General features: G+C 44.3%; 21 protein-coding genes. 13 read left to right on the top strand and 8 right to left on the bottom strand.

The window, feature by feature from the left end; genetic code table 11:
- Positions 1 to 163 precede the first annotated feature (163 nt).
- The 8 genes from N4J56_RS20385 to nblS all read left to right on the top strand — a co-directional run bounded on the left by N4J56_RS20385 (position 164) and on the right by nblS (position 12,033).
- Positions 164 to 292: a hypothetical protein gene (locus tag N4J56_RS20385; protein WP_317108103.1), complete on the top strand. Its 129-nt coding sequence runs from the start codon at positions 164 to 166 to the stop codon at positions 290 to 292.
- Between the two features lie 364 nt (positions 293 to 656).
- Positions 657 to 3,674 carry an FHA domain-containing protein gene (locus tag N4J56_RS20380; protein WP_317108102.1) on the top strand — a complete coding sequence of 1,006 codons (3,018 nt, stop codon included), beginning with the start codon at positions 657 to 659 and terminating at the stop codon, positions 3,672 to 3,674.
- A gap of 230 nt (positions 3,675 to 3,904) precedes the next feature.
- On the top strand, positions 3,905 to 4,975 hold the full coding sequence (locus N4J56_RS20375; protein WP_317108101.1) for a DUF4105 domain-containing protein: 1,071 nt from the start codon (positions 3,905 to 3,907) through the stop codon (positions 4,973 to 4,975).
- Between the two features lie 46 nt (positions 4,976 to 5,021).
- Entirely contained in the window at positions 5,022 to 6,170 is a 1,149-nt protein-coding gene (locus N4J56_RS20370; RefSeq protein WP_317108100.1) for a lipase family protein, read from the top strand.
- 225 nt (positions 6,171 to 6,395) lie between these two features.
- Positions 6,396 to 7,034 (top strand): Uma2 family endonuclease, encoded by a 639-nt coding sequence (locus tag N4J56_RS20365; RefSeq protein WP_317108099.1) that lies wholly within the window; start codon positions 6,396 to 6,398, stop codon positions 7,032 to 7,034.
- A 77-nt stretch (positions 7,035 to 7,111) separates the two neighbouring features.
- Positions 7,112 to 8,545 (top strand): deoxyribodipyrimidine photo-lyase, encoded by a 1,434-nt coding sequence (locus N4J56_RS20360; protein ID WP_317108098.1) that lies wholly within the window; start codon positions 7,112 to 7,114, stop codon positions 8,543 to 8,545.
- A gap of 77 nt (positions 8,546 to 8,622) precedes the next feature.
- A complete protein-coding gene (purD, locus tag N4J56_RS20355) occupies positions 8,623 to 9,933 on the top strand; it encodes a phosphoribosylamine--glycine ligase (protein WP_317108097.1) in 1,311 nt (436 codons plus the stop codon).
- Between the two features lie 126 nt (positions 9,934 to 10,059).
- Positions 10,060 to 12,033, top strand: coding sequence for a two-component system sensor histidine kinase NblS (gene nblS, locus N4J56_RS20350; protein WP_317108096.1), 1,974 nt, complete (start codon positions 10,060 to 10,062; stop codon positions 12,031 to 12,033).
- Here nblS and N4J56_RS20345 read toward each other — a convergent pair.
- Entirely contained in the window at positions 12,030 to 12,569 is a 540-nt protein-coding gene (locus N4J56_RS20345; protein ID WP_317108095.1) for a GNAT family N-acetyltransferase, read from the bottom strand. The two genes, nblS and N4J56_RS20345, sit on opposite strands and share 4 nt — an antisense overlap.
- Before the next feature lie 87 nt (positions 12,570 to 12,656).
- Here N4J56_RS20345 and N4J56_RS20340 point away from each other — a divergent pair, with 87 nt between their 5' ends.
- Entirely contained in the window at positions 12,657 to 12,920 is a 264-nt protein-coding gene (locus N4J56_RS20340; protein WP_317108094.1) for an AbrB/MazE/SpoVT family DNA-binding domain-containing protein, read from the top strand.
- 17 nt (positions 12,921 to 12,937) lie between these two features.
- Here the strand turns inward: N4J56_RS20340 and N4J56_RS20335 are convergent, their stop codons facing one another.
- The 3 genes from N4J56_RS20335 to N4J56_RS20325 are packed head-to-tail and all read right to left on the bottom strand — an operon-like array spanning position 12,938 to position 14,612.
- Complete coding sequence (locus tag N4J56_RS20335; protein WP_317108093.1) at positions 12,938 to 13,933, bottom strand: threo-3-hydroxy-L-aspartate ammonia-lyase; 996 nt, start codon at positions 13,931 to 13,933, stop codon at positions 12,938 to 12,940.
- Positions 13,926 to 14,291: a hypothetical protein gene (locus N4J56_RS20330; protein WP_106168778.1), complete on the bottom strand. Its 366-nt coding sequence runs from the start codon at positions 14,289 to 14,291 to the stop codon at positions 13,926 to 13,928. The genes N4J56_RS20335 and N4J56_RS20330 overlap by 8 nt, the downstream gene beginning before the upstream one ends.
- Before the next feature lie 12 nt (positions 14,292 to 14,303).
- On the bottom strand, positions 14,304 to 14,612 hold the full coding sequence (locus tag N4J56_RS20325) for a TIGR03792 family protein (RefSeq protein ID WP_317108092.1): 309 nt from the start codon (positions 14,610 to 14,612) through the stop codon (positions 14,304 to 14,306).
- A gap of 214 nt (positions 14,613 to 14,826) precedes the next feature.
- Here N4J56_RS20325 and N4J56_RS20320 point away from each other — a divergent pair, with 214 nt between their 5' ends.
- Together N4J56_RS20320 and N4J56_RS20315 are read left to right on the top strand one after the other, a co-directional pair.
- Positions 14,827 to 15,150, top strand: a complete 324-nt coding sequence (locus N4J56_RS20320) for a phasin family protein (RefSeq protein WP_015155970.1) — start codon at positions 14,827 to 14,829, stop codon at positions 15,148 to 15,150.
- Positions 15,151 to 15,299: 149 nt separating this feature from the next.
- On the top strand, positions 15,300 to 15,848 hold the full coding sequence (locus tag N4J56_RS20315) for an FKBP-type peptidyl-prolyl cis-trans isomerase (RefSeq protein WP_317108091.1): 549 nt from the start codon (positions 15,300 to 15,302) through the stop codon (positions 15,846 to 15,848).
- Positions 15,849 to 15,929: 81 nt separating this feature from the next.
- Here the strand turns inward: N4J56_RS20315 and dnaB are convergent, their stop codons facing one another.
- The 4 genes from dnaB to N4J56_RS20295 form a co-directional block, all read right to left on the bottom strand.
- Complete coding sequence (gene dnaB / locus N4J56_RS20310) at positions 15,930 to 17,285, bottom strand: replicative DNA helicase (protein ID WP_317108090.1); 1,356 nt, start codon at positions 17,283 to 17,285, stop codon at positions 15,930 to 15,932.
- Between the two features lie 137 nt (positions 17,286 to 17,422).
- A complete protein-coding gene (gene rplI / locus N4J56_RS20305; RefSeq protein ID WP_317108089.1) occupies positions 17,423 to 17,881 on the bottom strand; it encodes a 50S ribosomal protein L9 in 459 nt (152 codons plus the stop codon).
- A gap of 433 nt (positions 17,882 to 18,314) precedes the next feature.
- Complete coding sequence (gene psbA, locus N4J56_RS20300; protein ID WP_410500361.1) at positions 18,315 to 19,343, bottom strand: photosystem II q(b) protein; 1,029 nt, start codon at positions 19,341 to 19,343, stop codon at positions 18,315 to 18,317.
- A 322-nt stretch (positions 19,344 to 19,665) separates the two neighbouring features.
- A complete protein-coding gene (locus N4J56_RS20295; protein WP_106170859.1) occupies positions 19,666 to 20,016 on the bottom strand; it encodes a histidine triad nucleotide-binding protein in 351 nt (116 codons plus the stop codon).
- Positions 20,017 to 20,078: 62 nt separating this feature from the next.
- Here N4J56_RS20295 and N4J56_RS20290 point away from each other — a divergent pair, with 62 nt between their 5' ends.
- Positions 20,079 to 21,608 carry a YifB family Mg chelatase-like AAA ATPase gene (locus N4J56_RS20290; RefSeq protein WP_317108088.1) on the top strand — a complete coding sequence of 510 codons (1,530 nt, stop codon included), beginning with the start codon at positions 20,079 to 20,081 and terminating at the stop codon, positions 21,606 to 21,608.
- Between the two features lie 60 nt (positions 21,609 to 21,668).
- Positions 21,669 to 23,732 (top strand): single-stranded-DNA-specific exonuclease RecJ, encoded by a 2,064-nt coding sequence (recJ, locus tag N4J56_RS20285; RefSeq protein ID WP_317108087.1) that lies wholly within the window; start codon positions 21,669 to 21,671, stop codon positions 23,730 to 23,732.
- The last annotated feature ends 3 nt before the right edge of the window (positions 23,733 to 23,735 follow it).

Raw genomic sequence — 23,735 nt, 5'->3', positions numbered from 1 at the left:
GTAGAGGGCAGAAGAAAAGAGTTGCATTTCGCCCTTTAGATATGCGGGGTTAAAGCTCCTAATATTTGTATTTTGTATAAGATAAAGTATAAATCGAGATATATTTCAAGAGGCAATCGCCGAAATACGTTGTCTCGATCGAATCTCCTAAATCTACGTAGATTTGTGTAGCAAACCGCGATCGCACCCCCCGCTGATTGAGATTGAGGAGATGATTCTCCTATCTGCTTTTTCCTCTTGCTTGCCTAGCACCCTCGATCGAGGCGATCGGCTCATAGCCGATTGTTTATAGCTAGCAATAGCCAATGCGAATGCGTGTTTCTCTTACTAACCGCTAACATTTGAATGTTCGTGTTCTTGGCAGCGAGCGCGCCTGACACTAGCTTTTAGCCAAGCCTGAAATCTTTATTTCTCTTTAAATACTATTTAATTGTATTGGCAGATACTATCATACGTTGCTGCGCGACATTGTAACAAGACCTTGTAACAGATGTTGTAACAATATGTGCAGAACGTGCATAGATCGAGTGAGTTGAGAGTATAAAATTTTAATGAAATTGGAGAGAACCCGAATTTTCGGTAATATACTGCAATCTCAGAGAAAAATTTTCCAGCTACGACATCAAACTACAGAATAATTAAAAAATAAAAATATTATGATTCAGTCTTCTGCACGTCTGGAGATTGGTAGACGTGACGGTAGTAAGCAAGAATTTCCACTCAACGGCGATGTGGTGCGAATTGGTCGAGCGGGAGACAATAACTTAGTTTTGAGCGAAAGTAATGTTTCGCGCTATCACGCTCAGCTTGCGCCCCAAGGTATAAGTGGATACTTGCTAACAGATTTAGGAAGTAGTACTGGCACTTTTGTCAATAATGCTAGGTTGGCTCCTAGTCAACCGAGGCAACTCAAAGATGGAGACACGATTAGAATCGGGGGTTGCGAGTTGCGCTTTTGCGGTGTTGAGGAAGTCACTACAGGTGCAACTGCAACCCAGATGACGGGGATAGGGACGACTGTTGGTTTTGAAGCCACGAATTTTGCTGCACCACCGCAAGCGATTCAGACTCAGATCGTGACACCCATATTGCGGGTGACGACTCCCGCGGGAACGCAAGATATTCCGATTGTCAAAAACCAGATGATTATCGGTCGCGATCCTAGTTGTGATGTCCCGATTAATTTTCCCCAAGTTTCGTCACGGCACGCCGAATTGGTCGAGCGTCAAGGCAGCTACACGATAGTCGATCTAGGTAGCAGAAATGGGTTGTTATATCAAGGGCAACGCATTAGCGAACGGCGGTTAATGGATGGAGACGCGATCGCGATTGGTTCTGGAATTACTCTAACTTTCCAGACAGCTGCCACCGACCAAGTACCGAGTATTACGCATCAACTGAATTTAAGCAATCGCAATAATTTAACCATCGGTCGCGACGAGCAAAACGATATTGCGATCGACCATCCGACTGTATCGCGCTATCATGCCAGAATTTCGCGTCAAGATGGGACGTTTGCGATCGCCGACCTCAATTCCAGTAACGGTACTTTCGTCAACGGCAAGCGCGTCAGCGGTTCGCAGTCGCTTAGACCTGAAGATACAATTCGCATCGGTCCGACTCGCTTTGTCTTCAACGTTGATGAGACTTTAGTGAGCTTCAACGAAGAAGGTAATCTGCGTCTGGATGCCGTGAACTTAACGAAGGTTGTCGGTAAAGGCACGACCTTGCTTGATGACATTTCGCTGTCAATCTTGCCGCGAGAATTCATCGTGATTGCCGGAGTCAGCGGTGGTGGTAAATCGACTCTACTCGACGCACTCAACGGTTTTCGTCCTGCTACAAGTGGGATGGTACTGGTAAACGGGGAAGATTTATACAAAAACTTTAATGCCTACCGTACCGAACTCGGTTACGTCCCTCAAGATGACATCATCCACAAAGAACTGACGGTCAAGCAAGCGCTCGATTTTGCTGCTCAGTTAAGGATGCCTTCAGATACGACTCCTGGCGAACGTCAAAAGCGGGTACAAGAAGTTTTGACAGACTTAGAATTGCTGCAACGCCAGGACGTACCTGTAAAAGCATTGAGCGGCGGACAGCGCAAGCGGGTATCAATTGGGGTCGAGCTAATTACCAAACCCAGCCTATTTTTCCTTGATGAAGCGACATCCGGTCTTGACCCTGGTACGGAACTTCAGATCATGAAGTTGCTGCGCAAATTGTCAGATCAGGGACGGACGATCTTGCTAATTACCCATGCTACGAAGAACGTCACGCTATGCGATCGCGTGGTATTTTTGGCGAAAGGGGGTCGAGTCGCCTATTTTGGTCCGCCAGCAGAAGCAATTGACTATTTTGGGGTGGAGGAGTTCGACCAAATCTACGGCAAGGTAGAACACGAATTATCTCCCGAAGAGTGGCAGCAACGCTTTAGAAACTCGCGTCACTATCACAAGTACGTATTAGAGCGCCAACAACAGCTGCAAATGCCCCAAATGGCACAAAGAAGCCATCGAGCCAAACAGAAACCAGGTAGCACAATTAAGCAAGTCTCGGCATGGCAGCAGTTTATCATCTTGTCGCGGCGCAACTTAGCAATTTTGATGCGCGATCGCGCTGGTTTGTTTTTGATGGGTGCGATCGCGCCAATTCTCGGCATCATGGATTTTGTAACTTGGAAGCGAGACGTTTTCAATCTTCAAGAAGGTGATGCCGGACAAGCAATCACGATGCTATTTACTACCGCTTTAATTGCGGTAATTGTAGGTAGCTTAGCTACCATGCGCGAGATTGTCAAAGAACAAGAAATCTATCGCCGCGAACGCATGATCGGGCTGAAAATTTTGCCCTATATCATGTCTAAAGTTTGGATTGGGGTCATAATAGCTCTATATCAAGCAGCAATCTTCTTGTTATTTAAATGGCTGGCGATCGAGCTTCCTGGTGGCACGCCAGAACTATTCAATATGTATGTCACTCTTTTCCTGGCTACTCTAGCTGGGATGGTGATGGGGCTTCTAGTATCGGCAATTTCGCCCAACCAAAACGTAGCACCCTTACTCACAATTATTTTCCTCGTACCGCAAATTACGTTTGGTGGGGGGATGTTACCTGTAGAGACGTTTGGTCCTCCAGGGCAGCTGATCAATCGCATCACAATTACAAAGTGGTCTTTTGAGTCGTTAGTCACGATCTCCCAAATGGGTGAAGACGTAGCTGATGATTCATACTGGAAACTATCAGAAAAAGACCGGAAAAAACAAACTGCCGAACAGAAGAAAAAGAGCCAGTGTTTAGGTAAAACACTGTTTAAAAAATGCGTTTTTCCAGGTCTAAAAGCTAAATACGACCCAGTAGTAGATAAGCCAGAGCCAGTTAAGCCGAAAGATCCGGGAAAAGCTCCTTCAGATCCTAGAAAACTCGATGACTATGAAAAAAGAGTAGACAAATACAAAAAAGATGTAGATGCCTGGCAAAAAGAATATAGCGAGTGGAAAGGAAAATATGAGGGCGCGATCAAGAGTGGAGAAGGATTGATCGAACGCTTTAAGAAAGACTATGGTGCTTCATTCAAAGTCAATTTAGCTTGGCACTGGTCGATGCTGGGAGTGCTAATAGTTGCTATGTTTGCCCTTCTATTTGGAGTCCAGAAGCGCAAAGATATTGTTTGATGTAAGTAGATAATTAAACAGCAAAAGTCAAAAGTCAAAAGTCAAAAGTCAGACATACGGAAGGGCGGGTTCACTTGAAATTTCTACGCTCGTTTGAAGATCTGAATAAACCTGCCTTGTCTCATTGCACAAAAGATAGATTCCCAAAGAGCTAGATTTGAAAAAAGCGATTTCTATTAAATCTATTTTTTCGATTTTTCAGTTAATCAATTTAAATTCAATATCAAATTATGCTACGATATTTTCGCTGGAAAGTAGTAACAGCAACGGCATTGTCAGCACTTTCATTTTTTACTTCTACACCACCAGTATTAGCTCAATCAGGCAATGCACGACCGTCTCAACCTAGTAATAATAAAAGTTGTATTTGCGACCCTAAAGATCCTTTTGATCCTCAGTCGAGAATGCCAAAAGGAGCCTTTAAAGGTCAGTGTTTGAGCTGCGAACAACGCTCTGTGAGAATGCTCTCCTCTAGGGAAGCTGCACTATATAAGCCTGCGTCAGGAACGATGTTGTTTGCTAACTTCAAACACAAGGGTAAGTACTGGGTAGCTCAGATTCCCAAAAATGCTGTAGAAGATGCCATCTTTCAAATTCAATATTTTAATGTTTTACGCAGTCCGTATAGCGCTCACGGACAAATTCGTTTTCGTCTCAAACCAGGTCGCGAAGCAATTTTAATTCCACAATCTGTAGGAGATAAGAGACAAAAAGCAATTCGGATGCGGGATTTTATTTATTCTGCTAATGCTATCTGGTTACGATCGGGTGTATGGGATCCCGTTTCAGGATTAGTTGATTTTTATGCTGTAGCCCATGAAATAGTTGGTTTAGAAGATAGAATTCAAGATGCTGTTAAGTATCCATTTACCGATCGAATCGAACAGATTAGGCTGGCATTAACTCTGCAACAAAAACAACAATTGTTGTTCAATGTCATTATGCAAGGCGATCGCGATCGCACTAACCTTATGTACGATACTCTCAAGCGGAATTGTACGACGGAATCTCTTCGAGCGATCGATCGCACGACTGGTTATCAACCCAAATCGCCACAAGAAAAACAAGAATATTTTCTCGGTATTCCCACGGGACCAGAACTCAACGAAGCTCTATCAAATCAAAATTTAACTCCCGAAACCTTGAATCAGTTGTTAACAGAGCAAATTCAAAAGCTACCAGCAGTTCAGTTGCCAACCCCTCCTTTAGATGCGATTGTCCGACGCGGACTTGTAGACCCTCGTAAAATGCCAAATTTAGAAGCAGAATTTGCTACTGAATTCAGCAGTCGAAAACGTTAATTAATACAACTTTTCTTGACAAAACTTTTCTTGACAACATGCAACCATGAAATCTCTACCAAAAAATACAAATATTTTTTTAACAAGAGTTGCATTATGTTGGGGATTGCTCGGTATCTCTCAGCCACTAAATGCTCAATCTCCTGCCAATACAGCAAATCTTATTCCTAATGTTAGATCTGCACAATTTGAACAATTGTGTTTACAGCGCTCTGTAGCCTGTGCGGATATTGGCAAAGCTGCTCATCTGACCACAAATTTAATTTATCAGTTGTTTGACACTGAAAGAACAAAAAACCCGACTCAGCGTGCTAACGTTGTTAATCAGATCGCTCGATTATATGAAGCCAAAAGCATTAATGTAGTCAACAAAAGATTAAAACTCTCTGATTTTTTCATTGTGAAAAAAGATAGAGTTTTTGGCGGGTATGCAATTTTAATTCGGCAGCTAGGAAAGCACCAGACAGGAAGAAGAAAACTTTCTTATGTTATTGCCTTTAAAGGAACTTACGTAGGATTGGAAGATCCCAACGACTTAGCTGCGAACGTAGCGGGATTACCAGTTAATCTGTATGGAAATGCGGCAGTTTTGATCCACGAAGGATTTAAAAACTATGCTGGTTCGGTTTTTGCAGATGCAAAATCAAAAGAATTAGTAGCTGAAATTTTACGCTGGCAAAAACAGCCTAATACGGATATTGAAGTTTTAATTACCGGACATAGTTTAGGTGGGACGGCAATTCTATATGCTGCCATGCTAGCAGATGCAGGAATTTTACCTAAGAATATGAGAATTATAGTTTTTGGTACGCCTGCATTTACGCAACAAAACTTTCAACAGCGATATCCAACCCTGGTTTCGAGAATAACTAGGGTTGAGACTGAAGGAGATTTTCTTAGCTATGAAAAGCCAGGGTTGATGCGACCAATTTATGATACTCTCAGTTATATTCCTTTAGGGAAGCCCATGAAAGCTACAGCTCCTGAAGAATACAGAGAATTAATGGAAGAAAGAGAGATAGTCTTAAAACAGTATCAAGCTTCCTCTTCTCAAGAATCAAGAGCTAATTATCTCAATGTTATGAAAAAAGTCATTACGATGCAGTCAAATATTCATGTGTATGGCTATCGATACTTTTATGAATATTATCGCAGAACTCAAGGTGCTAATTTAACTAGAAGTGGTAGTCGCTAATTGAGAGGTGCATCATGTGGGATCGGGAATTTTTAAAAAAGCAATATTTTCTAGATGTTTTAATGCTAATACTTGCATTTGCTTGAACGATCTTGATGCGATCGCAAACGCACTAACTGACATACTAAAGCAGGAATAAAGTTGTTGTCGTATGCCTTAGTTTGACATTGGCTCAGTCATCAAGCGTAGAACTAGAATAAAGTATACCTTGCGGAAACCTGTCCTATGGTTACTACTATTCAAATAAAAACTTATACAGTTGAAGAATTTCTCGAACTGGATCTACCAGAAGGAAAAACATACGAACTCATAAATGGCATTATAGTACCGATGGTAAATCCATCTGGAAAACATGAAAATTTGCGTAGCGAGTTATTGTTTACGCTGAAATTAGAAAATAAAAGGGCTAACTTAGGGTTACTCATTCATCCTCAACCAGTACTCCTACTAGGTAGGAAGGATACTCACAAGCCTGACTTAATTGTCATCAAACGCGAAGATTGGAATCGGCAAACTCAAGTAGAAGCAGTACTGAGAGAACCGCCTAGCATCGCAATTGAAATTGTTGGCACTAACTGGGAAGACGACTATAGAAACAAACCCATTTGGTATGCTGCTTTTGGTGTACAAGAACTATGGATTATCGATCCGCTATTTCATCTCGATAAATATCCAGGTAGAAGAAATCCGAAAATCTTGCAACCGACAATTTCTGTGGGACAACTGGTAAATTCTGACAGCATTTTGACAGAAAAAGAATACCACTTTGAAAGTTTTACAGGGAGCGATCGCATCAAATCTCAATTTTTTCCCGAGCTAAATTTAACTGTAGCTGAAATAATTGCCTTTGGAGAAGGAATCTAAAAAACATCCAGTGGATTGATGCTGTCTGGTAGCAGAAACCTTTATGCTAGTACGAGTGAACTAAGTAGTAACTGTGAATGTCTGACCTCATCCTCTTCTGGCATCGTCGCGATTTGCGGATTTCTGACAACACCGGACTAGCTGCGGCAAGGCAACGAAGTCAAAAGGTCGTAGGAGTATTCTGCCTCGACCCCAATATTTTAGAACGAGATGATGTCGCTCCCGTGCGAGTTACGTACATGATAGGCTGTTTGCAGCAACTACAGCAGCGTTACGCTCAAGTTGGCAGCCAATTATTAATTTTGCAAGGCGAACCCCGTGAAGCCATTCCAGCGCTGGCTACTGCCCTGAGAGCAAAAGCTGTATTCTGGAACTGGGATGTAGAACCATATTCTCAGGTACGCGATCGCACTGTCATAGAAAGCTTAAAAGAAAAAGACATCCAAGTTTTAGAAGAGAATTGGGATCAGATTTTACATTCCCCAGACGATATTTTTACAGGTTCCAACCAACCATATACCGTATTTACTCCCTTCTGGCGGAATTGGAGTAGCAAACCGAAAGCTGCACCCGCAGAAGCATTAAAAGATGTAGAAGGGTTGTCAGAACAAGAATTACAAATTGCACAACAAGCAGGCGCGATCGCCCTACCGACTGCAAAAGATTTAGGATTTAATTGGGAAAATGGCTTAGTTATCGAACCAGGAGAAGCAGCAGCACGAGAGAGATTAGAACAATTCTGCCATCGGGCGATCGAAGAGTATAAAGAACAGCGAAATTTTCCTGCTTATGATGGGACATCTCAACTAAGTGCAGCATTAAAATTTGGTGCGATCGGTATTCGTAGAGTTTGGGCTGCTACAGTTGAGGCAATGGACAATACTCGTAGCGATGAAGCACAGACGAGTATTCGCGCTTGGCAGCAGGAACTTGCATGGCGAGAATTTTATCAACACGCCATGTATCATTTCCCCGAACTCGAACAAGGCGCATATCGACAACAATTTAAGAATTTTCCTTACGAAAATAACGAAGAATATTTTCAAGCTTGGTGTGAAGGTAGAACGGGTTATCCAATTGTCGATGCAGCAATGCGACAGATGAATAATATTGGGTGGATGCATAATCGTTGTCGCATGATCGTCGCAAATTTTCTCACCAAAGACTTACTCATCGATCCGAGATTGGGAGAAAAATATTTTTATCAAAGACTAATTGACGGGGATCTTTCAGCTAACAATGGCGGTTGGCAGTGGAGTGCTTCAAGTGGCATGGACCCCAAACCAATTAGAATTTTCAACCCTGCTAGTCAAGCCCAAAAATTCGATCCTGAAGGAGAATATATTCGCGAGTGGCTGCCAGAATTGCGCTCTTTTGACACAGAAGAGTTACTGAGTGGAAATATTTCAAAACGCGCTCGCGCTGCCGTAGACTATCCTAATCCAATCGTGGATCATAAAATTCAACAGCGACAGTTTAAAGTTATTTATCAACAGCAGAAAGAATTGTAGAGACGTTACATGTAACGTCTCTACAATTCTCCAACCCCACAATACGAGATAATCGATCGCAGCATTAGAGGAAAGCAGTGAAAGTTTTAGTCGTAGGTAATGGGGGCAGAGAACACGCGATCGCTTGGGCTTTGTTGCGATCGCCCCAGGTGGAACAGGTATTTTGTACTCCTGGTAATGGGGGAACGGCGACGCTGTCACGCTGTCAAAATTTGCCCTACTCCGTGGATGATTTTGAACGGATCGGTCAAGCAGTTCGAGAACAGGGGATCGATCTCGTGGTAGTGGGTCCAGAAGTTCCTCTGGCTATGGGAATTACAGATTATCTCCAAGCTCAAGGCGCAATGGTATTTGGTCCTACCAAAGCTGGGGCGCAAATTGAAGCAAGTAAAGCCTGGGCAAAAGCTTTGATGCAGAAAGCAGGAATTCCCACCGCTAAAGCTGCTGTATTTACCCAGGAATCTGCTGCTAAAGATTATGTCACCGCACAAGGAGCGCCCATAGTCGTCAAAGCTGATGGATTAGCCGCAGGCAAAGGCGTGATCGTAGCCGAAACAGTCGCACAGGCACATCAAGCTCTAGAAGCGATTTTCGCGGGGCAATTTGGCGACGCGGGTAAGTTCGTTGTCATTGAAGAATGCTTAATCGGACAAGAAGCCTCTGTATTGGCATTGACAGACGGAATAACGATTCGTCCCCTACTACCAGCCCAAGACCACAAACGCATCGGAGAAGGGGATACAGGCGAGAATACGGGCGGAATGGGAGTGTATGCCCCTGCTCCCCTGGTTACGCCAGAATTGATGGCAAGGATCGAACGAGAGGTATTACAGCCTGCAATCGCCACTTTACGCTCTAGAGGCATCGACTACCGAGGTGTATTATATGCAGGTTTGATGATTGCTCCTACAGGGGAATTTAAAGTTCTAGAATTCAACTGTCGCTTTGGCGATCCTGAAACCCAAGCTATTTTACCTTTACTGGAAACCCCCCTAGAAGAGTTACTCGTGGCTTGTTGTCAGCAAAAACTAGGTGAATTGCCTCCCATCGCCTGGAAGCCGGGAGCCGCCGCCTGTGTCGTCGCCGCCGCCAAAGGCTACCCAGGTGCATATGAAAAAGGTCAAGTCATCACAGGAATAGAATCAGCCCAGGCTTCGGGGGGTTGTGTATTTCATGCTGGGACTAAAGCGGGAGTTGGGAGTCGGGAGTCGGGAGTCGGGAAAGACGATATACCCATACTCACAGATGGAGGAAGGGTTTTAGGCGTAACTGGAGTAGGAGAGAATTTTGAGCAAGCGATCGCCCTTGCTTATGATGCGATTGCCCAAATCCATTTTGACGGCATCTACTATCGCCGCGACATCGGCTATAGAATTCGGAATTCGTAATTTATCCTCTTCCCGACTCCTGTACGGGCGCACTGCTGTGCGCCCCTACGGCTCCCCTCTTTGTCTTTTAAGTCGAAAAACTTTACCTTAGAACAAAGGACTTATAAGATACCAATTTTTATTCACATGTTAGCGCCGTTAAAAACAATCCGAGAAGCGATCGCCCGTTGGTGGTTTGAGTTAACTCTGCCAACTAAGTTGATGGCTGCTGCGACGCTGGTGGTTTCGTTAATTGTCAGTGGTTTCACTTTTTGGGCAGTTAACACGATTCAAGTGGATGCAAGGGTAAATGAAACCCGCTTCGGACGTGACTTGGGGTTGTTACTTGCTTCTAACGTTGCCCCTCTGGTAGCGGAGAATAATTACACCGAAGTCGCTCAGTTTTCTCAACGCTTCTACAGCAGCACTTCTAGCGTGCGCTACATGCTCTATGCCGACGAAGCAGGAAAAATCTTTTTTGGAATTCCTTTTTGGGAACCAGCCGTACAAAATTCACTGACAATTGAGCGCCGGATTCAGCTACCAGAAGATTACGCCGCTAATTCTGAATTGCCGATGGTGCGGCAACACCGAACGCCTGATGGGGAAGTCACGGATGTTTTCGTCCCGCTCAACCATGAAGGTAAATATTTGGGAGTATTAGCAATTGGAATCAACCCAAATCCTACAGTTGTCACCTCTTCCAATCTCACCCGCGATGTAACAATTGCTGTTTTCGTCTCAATTTGGGTCATGGTCATTTTGGGTGCTGTGTTTAATACTCTCATGATTACCAAACCCATCAAAGAGTTATTGACGGGTGTGAAAAACATTGCTGCTGGCAATTTTCAACAGCGGATCGATTTGCCTTTGGGAGGAGAACTCAAGGAATTGATTTTCAGCTTTAATGAAATGGCAGAACGTTTAGAGCGTTACGAGGAACAAAATATCGAAGAACTCACTGCCGAGAAAGCTAAATTAGAAACTTTAGTTTCTACTATTGCTGATGGTGCTATCCTACTTGACACCAATATGCAAGTGATTTTAGTCAATCCCACAGCACGACGGATTTTTGGCTGGGAAAATGGAGAGGTCATTGGAGATAGCGTCTTAAATCATCTACCAATCTCAGTGCAAGCAGAATTAAATCGCCCTTTATACAAAATAGCAAGGGGAGAAAGCGAAAGTGCAGAGTTTAGAATTCCGCTTTCTCAGCCAACTATGCGTACGATTCGGATTCTTCTGACTACCGTTCTCGACCAACATCGAGAAAGTATTAAGGGAATTGCTATGACAGTGCAAGACATTACTCGCGAAGTCGAACTGAATGAGGCGAAAAGCCAATTTATTAGCAACGTCTCTCACGAGTTACGCACGCCTTTGTTTAATATCAAGACTTATATTGAAACCCTTCACGACTACGGTGAAAACCTCAGCACCGAAGAACAGCGGGAATTTTTAGCAACTGCAAATAACGAAACCGATCGCCTCACTCGTTTGGTTAATGATGTCTTAGACTTATCTCGTTTAGAATCTTCTTGTCGGATTTATCATTTTGAAGGGGTAGATTTAGCACAAGCAATCGAACAAACTTTACGAAATTATCAGTTGAATGCTAAAGACAAAGGAATTGAATTAATTCAGCAACTCGAACCCGAACTACCACAAGTTTTCGGACATTACGACTTATTGCTTCAAGTATTCACTAATTTAGTTGGCAACGCGCTTAAATTTACTGAGCAAGGTGGAAAAGTAGCAATCCGTGCGTATAAAATGGAGCCTGCAAGCGGCGATCGCATTGTCTCTCCCCAAGTAAGAATTGAAATCTCAGATACGGGAATTGGTATCGATCCAGAGGATCAAGCAGCTATTTTCGATCGCTTTTTCCGCGTGGAAAACCGCGTACACACTTTAGAAGGAACTGGGTTAGGACTTTCTATTGTGAAAAATATTATGGACAAGCATCACGCCAATATTCATTTAGTCAGCGAGGTTGGTGTAGGGACAACTTTCTGGTTCGATCTAGCAGTCTTTCAAGTACATAGTAACAAGACTGTTGGCATACCAGAAGTAGAAATTTCAACTGAAAATACAATTGATACAACCGCTCATGTAGTTTAATAGTGGTGAATGCGATCGCGTACAGTTGTTATATCCTGCCATCCATAGGCAGTTTCTTTTAACATTACCCTGCCTCTTTCAATTTGTTTTTCGTATACTTTTTGTCCACCAATATTTTCATAAAACCCGCAAGCAGGGTTATTTGCTAATACCCAAACCAACATTGAGTTAAATCCTAAGTCAGATAGTTTATCCACAACAGATAGGATTAATTTGTATCCAATTTCCTGACGCTGGTATGCTGCTAAAATGTATATGGCATATAACTCACCTTTGTAAGTGCGATCGCCAGTGCGTTCTTTTCCACCGTTAGCAAAACCAATGATTTGTCTCGAATCATTTTCAGCTACATAAATAAATTGGCTGCTACTCATCGTAGCTTCTATAATTTTTTGCCAAGCGTTCTCTCGCTGTTGGTAAGAGATTTTAGCTAGATACGACTCTGGGACAATTCCTTTATATGTCGTATACCAAGTATCTACATGTACCCGTGCGATCGCTTGTACGTCATGTATATTGGCTTCTCGTATAATCATTACTCGCTTATCCTTGCCGAACTTCGAGTTTAGCAGCCCATGCTATAATTTTTACAAATTTCTTACCATAGTTTGTGCGATCGATCGATGGAAACAACCCGCTTGTCAAGTGAAGGTCAAGTTATTATCCCAAAAGCGTTGCGCAATATTCATGGTTGGGAAGCAGGACAAAAATTGATTGTAATTGATACGGGTGATGGCATTCTGCTTAAACCTAAAAAGCCTTTCCCAGAAACAACATTGCAGAATGTTGCAGGATGTCTGAAATATCAAGGTACGCCTAAAAGTCTAAGTGAAATGGAAGATGCGATTCGTCAGGGTGTAGCGGAGCAGTGGCGTGGTTGCAGTTGACACGAATATTATCATAGCTATTTTGCTAAAAAAGAAAATATAGCTCCAGCTTGTTGTAAATCCACATTACCACCGCTGATAACCACTCCAACTCTCGCCCCTGGTGCAGCAACAGCACCCTCCAATAAAGCCGCGGCGGCTAATACTCCAGTGGGTTCGACGACAATTTTCATCCTTTCCCACAAAAAATACATGGTGCGTTTAATTGCATCTTCCGAAACTGTCACCATGTCATCTACATATTTCAAAACCAAAGGAAATGTAACCTTCCCTAACGATGGAGTTCGAGCGCCGTCAGCAATTGTATCGGGATTACGAACCGTATGCAGGATTTTGCTATGAAACGATCGCGTCGCATCATCTGCTCTTTCCGGTTCTACACCAATAACTCTACATTGCGGGGAAAGTGTTTTAGTTGCGATCGCGCATCCCGATAACAAACCTCCACCACCACAACAAACTAAGAGTAAATCTAATTCTCCCACTTCTTCGATTAATTCTTTCGCAGTTGTACCCTGTCCGGCGATAACTTGAGAACGGTCGTAGGGGTGAATAAAAGTGAGTTGGCGTTCCCGACATAGTTCGGCTGCTAACTCTTCCCTTGTCATTTTAGCGCGATCGTACAACAGTACCTCTGCACCATAACCCTGCGTAGCAGCTAACTTCACAGCTGGCGCATCCTTCGGCATGACAATTGTAGTGGGAATGTTGAGTAACTGACCAGAAAGTGCGATCGCCTGAGCGTGATTTCCTGAAGAAAATGTGAGTACACCCTGCCGTTTTTGTTGTTCTGAGAGCTGCGACAAGGCATTATACGCCCCCCGAAATTTAAATGCTCCCATCCGTTGAAAATTTTCGCACTTAAAAAACACTTGTCTTTGCGTCAGTTCGTTTACCGTTCTGGAAGTCATTACGGGAGTTTTGTTAGCAACACCTGTCAACCGTTGGTGTGCTGCTTCGATATCTGCAAAGGTGACAATATTGGTGTCGATGGGAGCTTCTGTTTTAGACATGACTCAAAGCGATGAGGAAACAGACTAATAACAACCCTAAAATTAACAACAAAGATTGATTGCGCTTCAGCCAATTTTGCAACACAATAGCAGGACTCTTGCTTTTCTGTCTTTGCTCCTCCTCCAGTCGTTTTTGCTCGATGTTTTGGTAAAGCGTACACTCTGTCGCATATGGACGCTGGGGATACGTGCAGCTATCATCTAAATGGTAAGTGCAGGTTTTACACAAAGGTTCGTCACCGGTAGCACGGTGTAAGGGAATGCCTGGATGACCGAATGCTTTGAGCGGCGTGCGGCAATAAGGACAGTTGACTACCTGAGAGTCAACTGCTTGATGACAACGGGGACAGGTAGGCATGGTACAAAGCAATTATGACTGAGGAAACTTGCGGACTTGATACTCGGATGACTGAATCAACTCGTAGGTTTTCCCCATCTGCTGGGCAAACTTAGCATCAATCTTGTCGAGTTGCTCGATAGGGATAGATTTCCATTGTTCTCGCGTTGCCCAACGAATAATTATCGCAACCTCCATTGGTGCGTTGGGTTCTATCCAAACCTCTTTACTGAGAAATCCAGGATAGCGAGATAGTGCTGTTGTCCAAATTTCTGCATCTTTTTGGATAAATTTCTCCCTTAATTCAGGAGTGACTTTAAACTTGAGAAACTCGATAACCACGCGCTTTTTTCTCTACTGCTTGAAAGGATGCCGATCGCCAAATTTGCCAGAATATAACAGGAGGAGTTGGGGTGACATGTTTTTAGCATAGCTCGATCGCAGCGCTATTTCTGTACGGGCGGGTTCACCCGAAATCTCTGTAAGTCACAAAGTCTCTTGGTAAACCCGCCCGTACAACTTGTTGATAAATTCCTTTAACTAACCGGATAGCAGGATGGATAATAACAACTGGATTAAACAACTATTGATGCTTGGTGTTGGTACGACTTCCCTTGTAGCTGAGAAGTTGCGGGAAGTAAGCGATGAATTGGTCAAGGATGGCAAAATGAATTCTGACCAAGCCAAAGTGTTTGTAGACAACATGATGCAGCAGCTCAAGATCGATCCCACAACTTTTGAGGCGCAGTTGCAACGGCAGATCCGCAATGTCATGCAGGATCTTGGCGTACCCCGTCAGTCAGAAATGGACGAGTTACGGGGACGGATCGATCGCCTAGAGCGTCAAATCCGCGATTTGGAAAATAAGATGTGGCGATAATAGTTAATGGTTAATGGTTGATGGTTAATGGCGATGAACGATTAACTATCAACCATTAACAACCACCAACTACCAACTACCAATTACCAACTACCCCATTATCAAGATATAGTAGTGACGCACTTGCATAGCTGAAGGAGGGTCTAATTTTGAAAGAAATTCTCATCAGCGTGGGAATTACGTTAGTTTGCGTAGTGCTTTTGGTGCTAGCTCAGGTAGGAGGAGCGAAAGATAATGCTCTGGCTGAAACTACATCTGTTAAAGCATCAACTCAAGCTACATCCAGCACGCTTATAGCTGAGAAGCCAACGCAAACCCCAACTGCACCAAATAAGGTAACTCCAATGTCTGACGATAAAGCAATTACAACTGATTCTGGGCTGAAATACACCGTCCTCCAAGAGGGAAGCGGAGAAACGCCGAAAAAAGGTCAAACCGTCGTAGTTCACTATACGGGAACTTTAGAAGATGGTTCTAAGTTTGATAGCTCTCGCGATCGCGGTCAACCTTTTTCGTTTAAGGTTGGTGCGGGACAGGTCATTAAAGGCTGGGACGAAGCACTCAGCACGATGAAAGTAGGCGAACGTCGCCAGATTGTTCTTCCCCCAGAATTGGGTTACGGCGCTCGCGGTGCGGGTGGCGTTATTCCTCCCAACGCTACGCTGATTTTTGACGTGGAGTTGTTGAAGGTTAATTAATTAGTCATTTGACTTGTCATTTGTCATTGGCAAACACAAATGACCAATGACGAATGACAAATGACAATTGAAAAATTCTGCTTAAAAATTCTGCTTGGCTAAATTCACAAATTTGGTCAAGTTTGGATCGAATAATAGCTTGACAGTTCCGGTGGGACCGTTGCGGTGTTTGGCAATGATGACTTCAGCAATGTTGCGATCGGGAGAGTCGGGGTTGTAATAAGAATCGCGGTAAAGCATAATGACGATATCCGCGTCTTGTTCGATCGAACCCGATTCTCGCAAGTCTGACATCATCGGGCGTTTGCTATTCCGGGCTTCTACACTACGGCTGAGCTGAGAAAGGGCAATAATTGGTACGTTGAGTTCTCTCGCTAAACCTTTGAGCGATCGCGTGATTTTTGATAATTCTTGGACGCGATTATCACCGCTACCTTCCATTAATTGTAAATAATCGATCAGAATTAAACCTAATTCTTTACCTTTTTCTGCTTGCAGGCGACGAGCTTGACTACGCATTTCCATCACGGTAATGTTTGGCGTATCGTCAATATATATCGGTAAATCTGACAGTTCGCCGATCGCGTGAGACAATAATTCCCACTCGTTCTGAGCAATTCTTCCCGTTCGCAACCTCTGACTCTCAATTCCCGCTTCGCTGGACAACAAGCGCTGTACTAGCTGCTCTTTTGACATTTCCAAACTAAATACTGCAACAGGAAACTTGTGCAGTCTCGCAATATTATGCGCTAAACCTAGAGCAAAGCTGGTTTTTCCCATTGCTGGACGACCAGCGATAATAATCAAGTCGGAACGCTGGAAACCGCCCGTCATCGCATCGAGATCGTAATAGTTACACGATAGCCCAGGCTGGGCAATGCCTTGATTATGACTCTCAATATCTTGAAAGGTATAGATTAAAGTATCAGAAATTGACACTAATTTCTGCTGCGGGCGTTCTTGAGTCACGCCAAAAATCTTTTGTTCTGCTTGGTCGAGGACAGTTGCTAGCTCTTTATCTGTCTCAAATCCTAGTTGTACGATTTCATTTCCCGATGTAATTAGCTGACGGCGCAGGTATTTATCCATCACCAAGCCAGCTAAAGCATCGATATTAATTGCCGAAACAGTCCGGTCTACCAACTGGACTAATTTACTTTTACCACCAATTTTACTGAGGAGTTCGCGATCGCTCAACCAACCAACAACACATAGTAAATCGGTAGGTTTACCCTGCGAGTGCAGTTGCAGTGCGGCGCGATAAATTTCTTTATGGGCATCAATATAAAAAGCATCTGCAATTAGGCGATCGCTCACTCTGCCAATTGCTTCAGGGTCGAGTAGAATACCACCCAGGATCGCTTCTTCTGCCTCAACATTTTGAGGTGGCAGGCGATCGACTCCATTCTCTAAAAATTTTTGTTGATTATTGTACATATATAAAAAATAACAGGCAAAAGTTCAAGAGGCTGTCTCTACTTTTACCCGATTTTTTCATAAGTGGTAATTGGTAATTGGTAAATGGGAAGAAGTGAGAGTTAACCAAAAACTAACAACCAACAACTAACCACCAATTATTCTGCTACAACCTTCACTTCTACCGTTGCTGTCACATCTTGATGTAACTTCACATCAGCTTTGTAAGTACCGAGTTTGCTAATGTCAGGTAAGGTAATACCACGACGATCCACTTCTTGACCGATCGCTTGCTGAATTAAGGTAGCTAATTCGCGGTCTGTCACCGTACCAAAGATTGCTTCTTTCTCCCCTACTTGCTTGGCAATGGTGAAACTGCCAACTTTTTCTAAAGCCGCTTTCAATTCTTGTGCTTGCTGCTTTAATTCTAATTGCCGTTGCCGTTCAACTTCTCGACGACGTTCGACTTGCTTTAAAACTCCAGGTGTAACTGGTACTGCCATTTTTTTAGGCAGCAAATAATTGCGGGCGTAGCCAGGGGCTACATCAACTAGGTCGCCATTTTTGCCTAGCTTAAGTATGTCTTGCGTTAAAACTAATTGCACTCGTTTCGCCATGAGCTGTCCTGTATACTTAAATATTTTTCTGCGATCGCGGTTACTACTGAAGATAGGATACCAAACCAATCCTTTGCACCGGACTACCCCCTATCATCCTTCTACCAGAGAAAGATAAGAGGGGGTAGAGTACCTGTACCAACAGGTTTTTAGCCTTGAGCCGCGACCGACGGTATGAAAAGGCTCTTACCTTTGCTACCGTCTCCAGACTCATCTTTAATGGAGCTAGGGCAAGATTTACTATTTTAGTTGAATTGTAGAGATAAATGCAAGTAAGGGTGGGTTCGCCAACCATATTTATTGCTCAACTTAAAAATCTCTGTAAACCCGCCCTTACCAAACTTAGAGAAAGCAAAAAGCGCCCCCTTTCTAGGGAGGCGCTTATGAGTTAGAAGCGCGAATTAGCCATTAAGGGAAGGAGCTTCCACTGCTGCTAAGTCGAGGGGAAGTTGTGAGCGTTGCGCTCGTGCATCACTTCCATACCCAGGTTAGCGCGGTTGAGGATGTCTGCCCATGTGCCAATCGCATGTCCTTGAGAGTCAACCACCGACTGGTTGAAGTTGAAGCCGTTGAGGTTGAACGCCATGGTGCTGATGCCCAAGGAGGTGAACCAAATCCCGATCACGGGCCATGCTGCGAGGAAGAAGTGCAGCGCGCGGCTGTTGTTGAACGAAGCGTATTGGAAGATCAAACGACCGAAGTAACCGTGTGCGGCAACGATGTTGTAGGTTTCTTCTTCTTGTCCGAATTTGTAACCGTAGTTCTGAGATTCGGTTTCGGTAGTTTCACGTACCAAGGAGGAAGTCACCAAAGAACCGTGCATCGCGCTGAACAGCGCTCCACCGAACACACCAGCTACACCTAATTGGTGGAAGGGGTGCATTAGGATGTTATGTTCGGCTTGGAACACTAACATGAAGTTGAATGTTCCCGAAATGCCCAAAGGCATCCCGTCTGAGAAAGAACCTTGTCCGATTGGGTAGATTAAGAAGACTGCGGTTGCTGCTGCTACTGGTGCAGAGTATGCTACGCAGATCCAAGGACGCATTCCTAGACGGTAGGATAGTTCCCACTCACGTCCCATGTAGCAGAATACACCGATTAAAAAGTGGAAAATTACCAATTGGTAAGGTCCACCGTTGTACAGCCATTCGTCTAATGATGCTGCTTCCCAAATTGGGTAGAAGTGCAAGCCGATGGCGTTGGATGAAGGCACAACTGCACCAGAGATGATGTTGTTGCCGTAAATTAAGGAACCTGCTACTGGTTCGCGGATCCCGTCGATGTCTACCGGGGTGCGGCGATGAAGGCGACGATGAAGCAAGGTGGTTGCAGCTAGTAAGGTGGGGATCATCAACACGCCGAACCAGCCAATATACAGGCGGTTTTCCGTGCTGGCTACCCAGTTACAAAACTGTTCCCACAAGGAAGCGCTTTCGCGTCTTTGTAATGTGGTTGTCATGGTTCTATGTATTGCGTTTGGTTATGCAAATCAGGGTTTGTTTTCCCTGTTGTTAACACTATAAGAAACTTCATTGAGTTTTGTAAAGATTATGAAGATTAGCTTATATTATCTTTGCTATAAGTTTTACTATAGTTTAGTCAGTTCATATGAAAGACAGAGCGGCTGAAAACTCTTCACAGCAAAGCTTTCAGCCGCATAATCGAAATCCAATACAAGCTCGAAAATTACTCTTTCTATCAGTAATTTAATTATTATTTCTTCCTCAGCTCCCTCAGCTCCCTCAGCTTATCCACACAGAAATGTCTCTGTGAAACACGAGTCAACCAGGAGGCCAACTCATTTGTCGCCCGCCGAGAATGTGAAGGTGCATGTGATCCACGGTTTGTCCGCCGTCTGCACCAGTATTAATCACGACGCGATAGCCGTTATTCAGTCCTACTTGCTGGGCGACTCGCTTAACAGTTAGTAACAAATGACCCATGAGGGCGTGGTCGTGAGATTCGGCATCCGATAGCTTGGCTATAGGTTTTTTGGGAATCACGAGGATGTGAACGGGGGCTTGGGGATTAATATCTTTAAATGCGATCGCCAGTTCGTCTTCATAAACGATATTGGCGGGAATTTCTTTACGAATGATTTTGCCAAAAATAGTATCTGTGGTTTCACTCATGCCAATCGCCCTTGAACTCTGTTAGAGATTCTAAAGGGTTCTTGTCATGGAAGAAATATAAAATGCTGGCACGGGTTTGGAGTGCATCAATTGTTGGCATCGATGCCGTCAAAGTAGGAGTCGAAATCGATGTCTCGGCGGGGCTACCGGGAATTGTCGTGGTAGGATTACCGGATCTGGCAGTTCAGGAGTCGAAAGAACGGGTGAAAGCAGCGCTCAAAAACGCTGGTTATGCTTTTCCGTTGAAAAGGATCGTAATTAACTTAGCGCCAGCAGATATTAGGAAAGAAGGACCCAGCTTCGATTTACCGATGAGCGTGGGCATTTTGGCGGCTTCAGAGCAGGTCAACCCGCAAATGCTAGGGGATTTCTTATTTCTGGGTGAAGTCTCCTTGGATGGCGGCTTGCGGGCAGTGGCTGGTGTCTTACCCGTGGCGGCAGCGGCGCAAAAAATGGGGATTACTGGGTTAGTCGTACCCGCAGATAATGCCCAGGAAGCAGCTTTAGTACAAGGGATATCAGTGTATGGTTTTCAATCTTTATCGGAAGTCGCAGCATTTCTCAACCAGCCAGAAAAGTATCAGCCCGTGCAGTTTGAAGGCAAGCGGGAGATCGTAAGAAGTGTCCATTTTGGTGCAGATTTAAAAGATGTCAAAGGACAAGCTCACGCTCGTAGAGCCTTAGAAATTGCCGCAGCTGGGGGGCATAACTTAATTTTCGTGGGTCCACCAGGGAGTGGGAAGACGATGTTGGCTCGTCGTCTACCGTCAATTTTGCCACCACTCAGTTTCAATGAGGCGTTGGAAGTTACCCAAATTCATTCGGTAGCAGGGTTATTGAAAAATAAAGGTTCGCTGGTTGCAGAACGTCCCTTCCGCAGTCCCCACCATTCCGCCTCTGGTCCTTCTTTAGTTGGTGGCGGGACTTTTCCTCGTCCTGGGGAAATTTCTTTAGCTCATCATGGTGTTTTATTTCTCGATGAATTGACGGAGTTTAAGCGAGATGTCTTGGAATTTCTGCGCCAGCCTTTAGAAGACGGTCACGTCACTGTATCTCGTACCCGCCAATCGGTGATGTTTCCCGCCCAATTTACTTTAGTCGCGAGTACAAATCCTTGCCCTTGCGGTTACTTTGGCGATTCCATCCAAGCGTGTACCTGTTCCCCGCGACAAAGAGAGCAATACTGGGCAAAACTTTCAGGTCCCTTGATGGATCGAATTGACTTGCAGGTGGCTGTGAATCGGCTCAAACCAGAGGAAATTACCCAGCAGCCAACGGGGGAAGATTCGGAAAGCGTCAGGCAAAGAGTGCAAGCAGCACGCGATCGCACCCGCGATCGGTTTGAGTCAGAATTGTCTGTTAGTTGTAACGCAGCAATGCAAAGTCGTCATCTGCGGAAGTGGTGTCAATTAGATGATGCTTCTAAAAGCTTATTAGAAGGAGCGATTCGGAAATTAGGCTTGTCAGCTAGAGCCAGCGATCGCATTCTCAAAGTGGCGCGGACAATTGCCGATTTAGGCGCAGAAAAAAACCTGCAAAGCCATCATGTTGCCGAGGCAATTCAGTATAGAACTATAGATCGAATGCAGTAATCGCGCTAAATTACGCATTAGCCTCATACAATATAGTGCTGAGCCTCTATTTCTGTCCCCGTGTTAGCCCAACCGTCATCAGGATTACCTCGCCGTCCGCGTCGCCTGCCAAATCAGCGCTGGCAAATACATCCAGCTCAACCGGAGTTGGTCAGCCAGTTGACAACAATAAACCAGCTCTCACCTATAGTCAACCAGCTTTTAGTCAATCGCGGCATCGAGACACCAGCGCAGGCAGAAATATTTATCAATCCAGAAACTTTAGATTTGCCCTCACCCCTAGAGGCATTTCCCGACCTGGCGATCGCCATAGACTTATTAGAGCAAGCGATCGCTGCTCAAGAGAAAATTGCCATTTGCGGCGACTACGATGCCGATGGGATGACAAGTACAGCTTTGTTACTCCGCAGTTTGCGCTGGTTGGGGGCGCAAGTCGATTATGCTATTCCCAGCCGGATGCAAGAAGGCTATGGCATTAACAAACGGATTGTCGAAGAATTTCACAGTGAAGGCGTGCGGCTAATTTTAACCGTAGACAATGGTATTGCCGCGATCGAACCAATCGCCAGGGCAAGAGAACTTGGTTTAAACGTCATCGTCACGGACCATCACGACATTCCCCCCACTTTACCCCCAGCAAACGCGATCCTCAATCCTAAACTCATTCCCGAATCTTCACCTTATTGGGGTTTAGCTGGGGTTGGCGTTGCTTACGTCCTGGCTATTTGTCTGGCTCAGAAAACAGGACAACTTAAGGGTTTAGTCAAGCCTTTATTAGAACTCTTTACACTAGGAACGATCGCCGATCTCGCACCCTTAATCGGTGTCAATCGTCGCTGGCTGAAACGCGGATTGCGATTGCTTCCCCAGTCTCAAATTGCTGGAATTCAAGCCTTGATTCAAGTGAGTGGTGTGAACGACAAAAATAAGTCGCTCAAACCAGATGATATCGGTTTTCGCCTCGGTCCTCGCATAAACGCGATCGGGCGAATTGGCGATCCGCAAATTGTTATCGATTTACTGACAACTGATGATGCCGGAATTGCCTTAGAACGGGCAATGCAATGCGAACAAATTAACGCCCGCCGCCAGCAACTTTGCGAAGAAATCGAACGGGAAGCGATCGCCTATGTAGAGACGTTACATGTAACGTCTCTACAAGAGGATCGGGTTTTACTTGTCGTTCAACCAAATTGGCATCATGGCGTAATCGGGATCGTCGCCTCTCGCCTGGTAGAACGCTACGGCGTACCCGTATTTATTGGCACGTATGAAGACGAACATCACATTCGCGGTTCGGCACGTAGTATTCCAGAATTTAATGTTTTTGATGCCTTAGAATTCTGTCGAGATTTATTAGGTAAGTTTGGCGGACATAAAGCAGCAGGCGGCTTTTCCCTCTCATCTGAAAATTTAGAGGCATTGCGATCGCGTCTGATTCAATTTGCTAACTCTTGCTTGCAACCCGAACATTTAAAGCCCCTGCTAAATATTGATACACAAGCTAACTTAGAGCTGCTCAATTTACAGCTTTATCAACAGTTAGATATTTTACATCCCTGTGGAATTGAAAACCCAGAACCCGTTTTTTGGACGGCTAATGTCAAAGTTATCGACCAGCAAATTGTCGGTAAGGGTCATATTAAATTAACTGTTGCTCAAGAAAAAGATTTATCTATAGGGGCGCACAGCCGTGCGCCCCTACAACAAATGAAAGCGATCGCATGGCGTTGGCGCGAATATTTTCCTTTACCACCACGGATAGATATTGCCTATCGCTTGCGAGAAAATACTTGGAATGGTAATACTAATATTGAGTTAGAATTAATTGGCGTGCGTCTAGCTAATCAGCCACAAATATTATTTCCACTGAGACGAACTTCCACTACAATTCCTTTTGAATACAAACAGCGGCATTATACTTGCGGTGTTTTCTCTACAGATAACTCAGTAGAATTGAGAATTAAAAATACTGAAGGAAGAGTTCTAGCAATTGAGTCGGGTAACCTTACGGGTTTGTTGGGTAATAGCCGTAAAGATGCCACCCAAGTCGATCTCTTTCAACCCCATTATTACAATCTCGTTCAAGCGGCAATTCAAGCTTTAGAGATGGCTAAAACCTAATTT

The sequence above is a fragment of the Chroococcidiopsis sp. SAG 2025 genome (genome assembly GCF_032860985.1).
Classification (GTDB): domain Bacteria; phylum Cyanobacteriota; class Cyanobacteriia; order Cyanobacteriales; family Chroococcidiopsidaceae; genus Chroococcidiopsis.
Note: the sequence above shows the minus strand (reverse complement) of the source record. Positions and strands in the feature narration are given on the sequence as shown.

Coding starts and splice junctions, on each gene's coding strand:
- N4J56_RS20365 (WP_317108099.1), top strand. CDS start 6,396: ATGGTTACTACTATTCAAATAAAAACTTATACAGTTGAAGAATTTCTC.
- N4J56_RS20375 (WP_317108101.1), top strand. CDS start 3,905: ATGCTACGATATTTTCGCTGGAAAGTAGTAACAGCAACGGCATTGTCA.
- nblS (WP_317108096.1), top strand. CDS start 10,060: ATGTTAGCGCCGTTAAAAACAATCCGAGAAGCGATCGCCCGTTGGTGG.
- psbA (WP_410500361.1), bottom strand. CDS start 19,343: ATGACAACCACATTACAAAGACGCGAAAGCGCTTCCTTGTGGGAACAG.
- N4J56_RS20370 (WP_317108100.1), top strand. CDS start 5,022: ATGAAATCTCTACCAAAAAATACAAATATTTTTTTAACAAGAGTTGCA.
- N4J56_RS20340 (WP_317108094.1), top strand. CDS start 12,657: ATGGAAACAACCCGCTTGTCAAGTGAAGGTCAAGTTATTATCCCAAAA.
- N4J56_RS20330 (WP_106168778.1), bottom strand. CDS start 14,291: ATGCCTACCTGTCCCCGTTGTCATCAAGCAGTTGACTCTCAGGTAGTC.
- N4J56_RS20380 (WP_317108102.1), top strand. CDS start 657: ATGATTCAGTCTTCTGCACGTCTGGAGATTGGTAGACGTGACGGTAGT.
- N4J56_RS20290 (WP_317108088.1), top strand. CDS start 20,079: ATGCTGGCACGGGTTTGGAGTGCATCAATTGTTGGCATCGATGCCGTC.
- N4J56_RS20320 (WP_015155970.1), top strand. CDS start 14,827: ATGGATAATAACAACTGGATTAAACAACTATTGATGCTTGGTGTTGGT.
- rplI (WP_317108089.1), bottom strand. CDS start 17,881: ATGGCGAAACGAGTGCAATTAGTTTTAACGCAAGACATACTTAAGCTA.
- dnaB (WP_317108090.1), bottom strand. CDS start 17,285: ATGTACAATAATCAACAAAAATTTTTAGAGAATGGAGTCGATCGCCTG.
- N4J56_RS20360 (WP_317108098.1), top strand. CDS start 7,112: ATGTCTGACCTCATCCTCTTCTGGCATCGTCGCGATTTGCGGATTTCT.
- N4J56_RS20295 (WP_106170859.1), bottom strand. CDS start 20,016: ATGAGTGAAACCACAGATACTATTTTTGGCAAAATCATTCGTAAAGAA.
- N4J56_RS20345 (WP_317108095.1), bottom strand. CDS start 12,569: ATGATTATACGAGAAGCCAATATACATGACGTACAAGCGATCGCACGG.
- N4J56_RS20335 (WP_317108093.1), bottom strand. CDS start 13,933: ATGTCTAAAACAGAAGCTCCCATCGACACCAATATTGTCACCTTTGCA.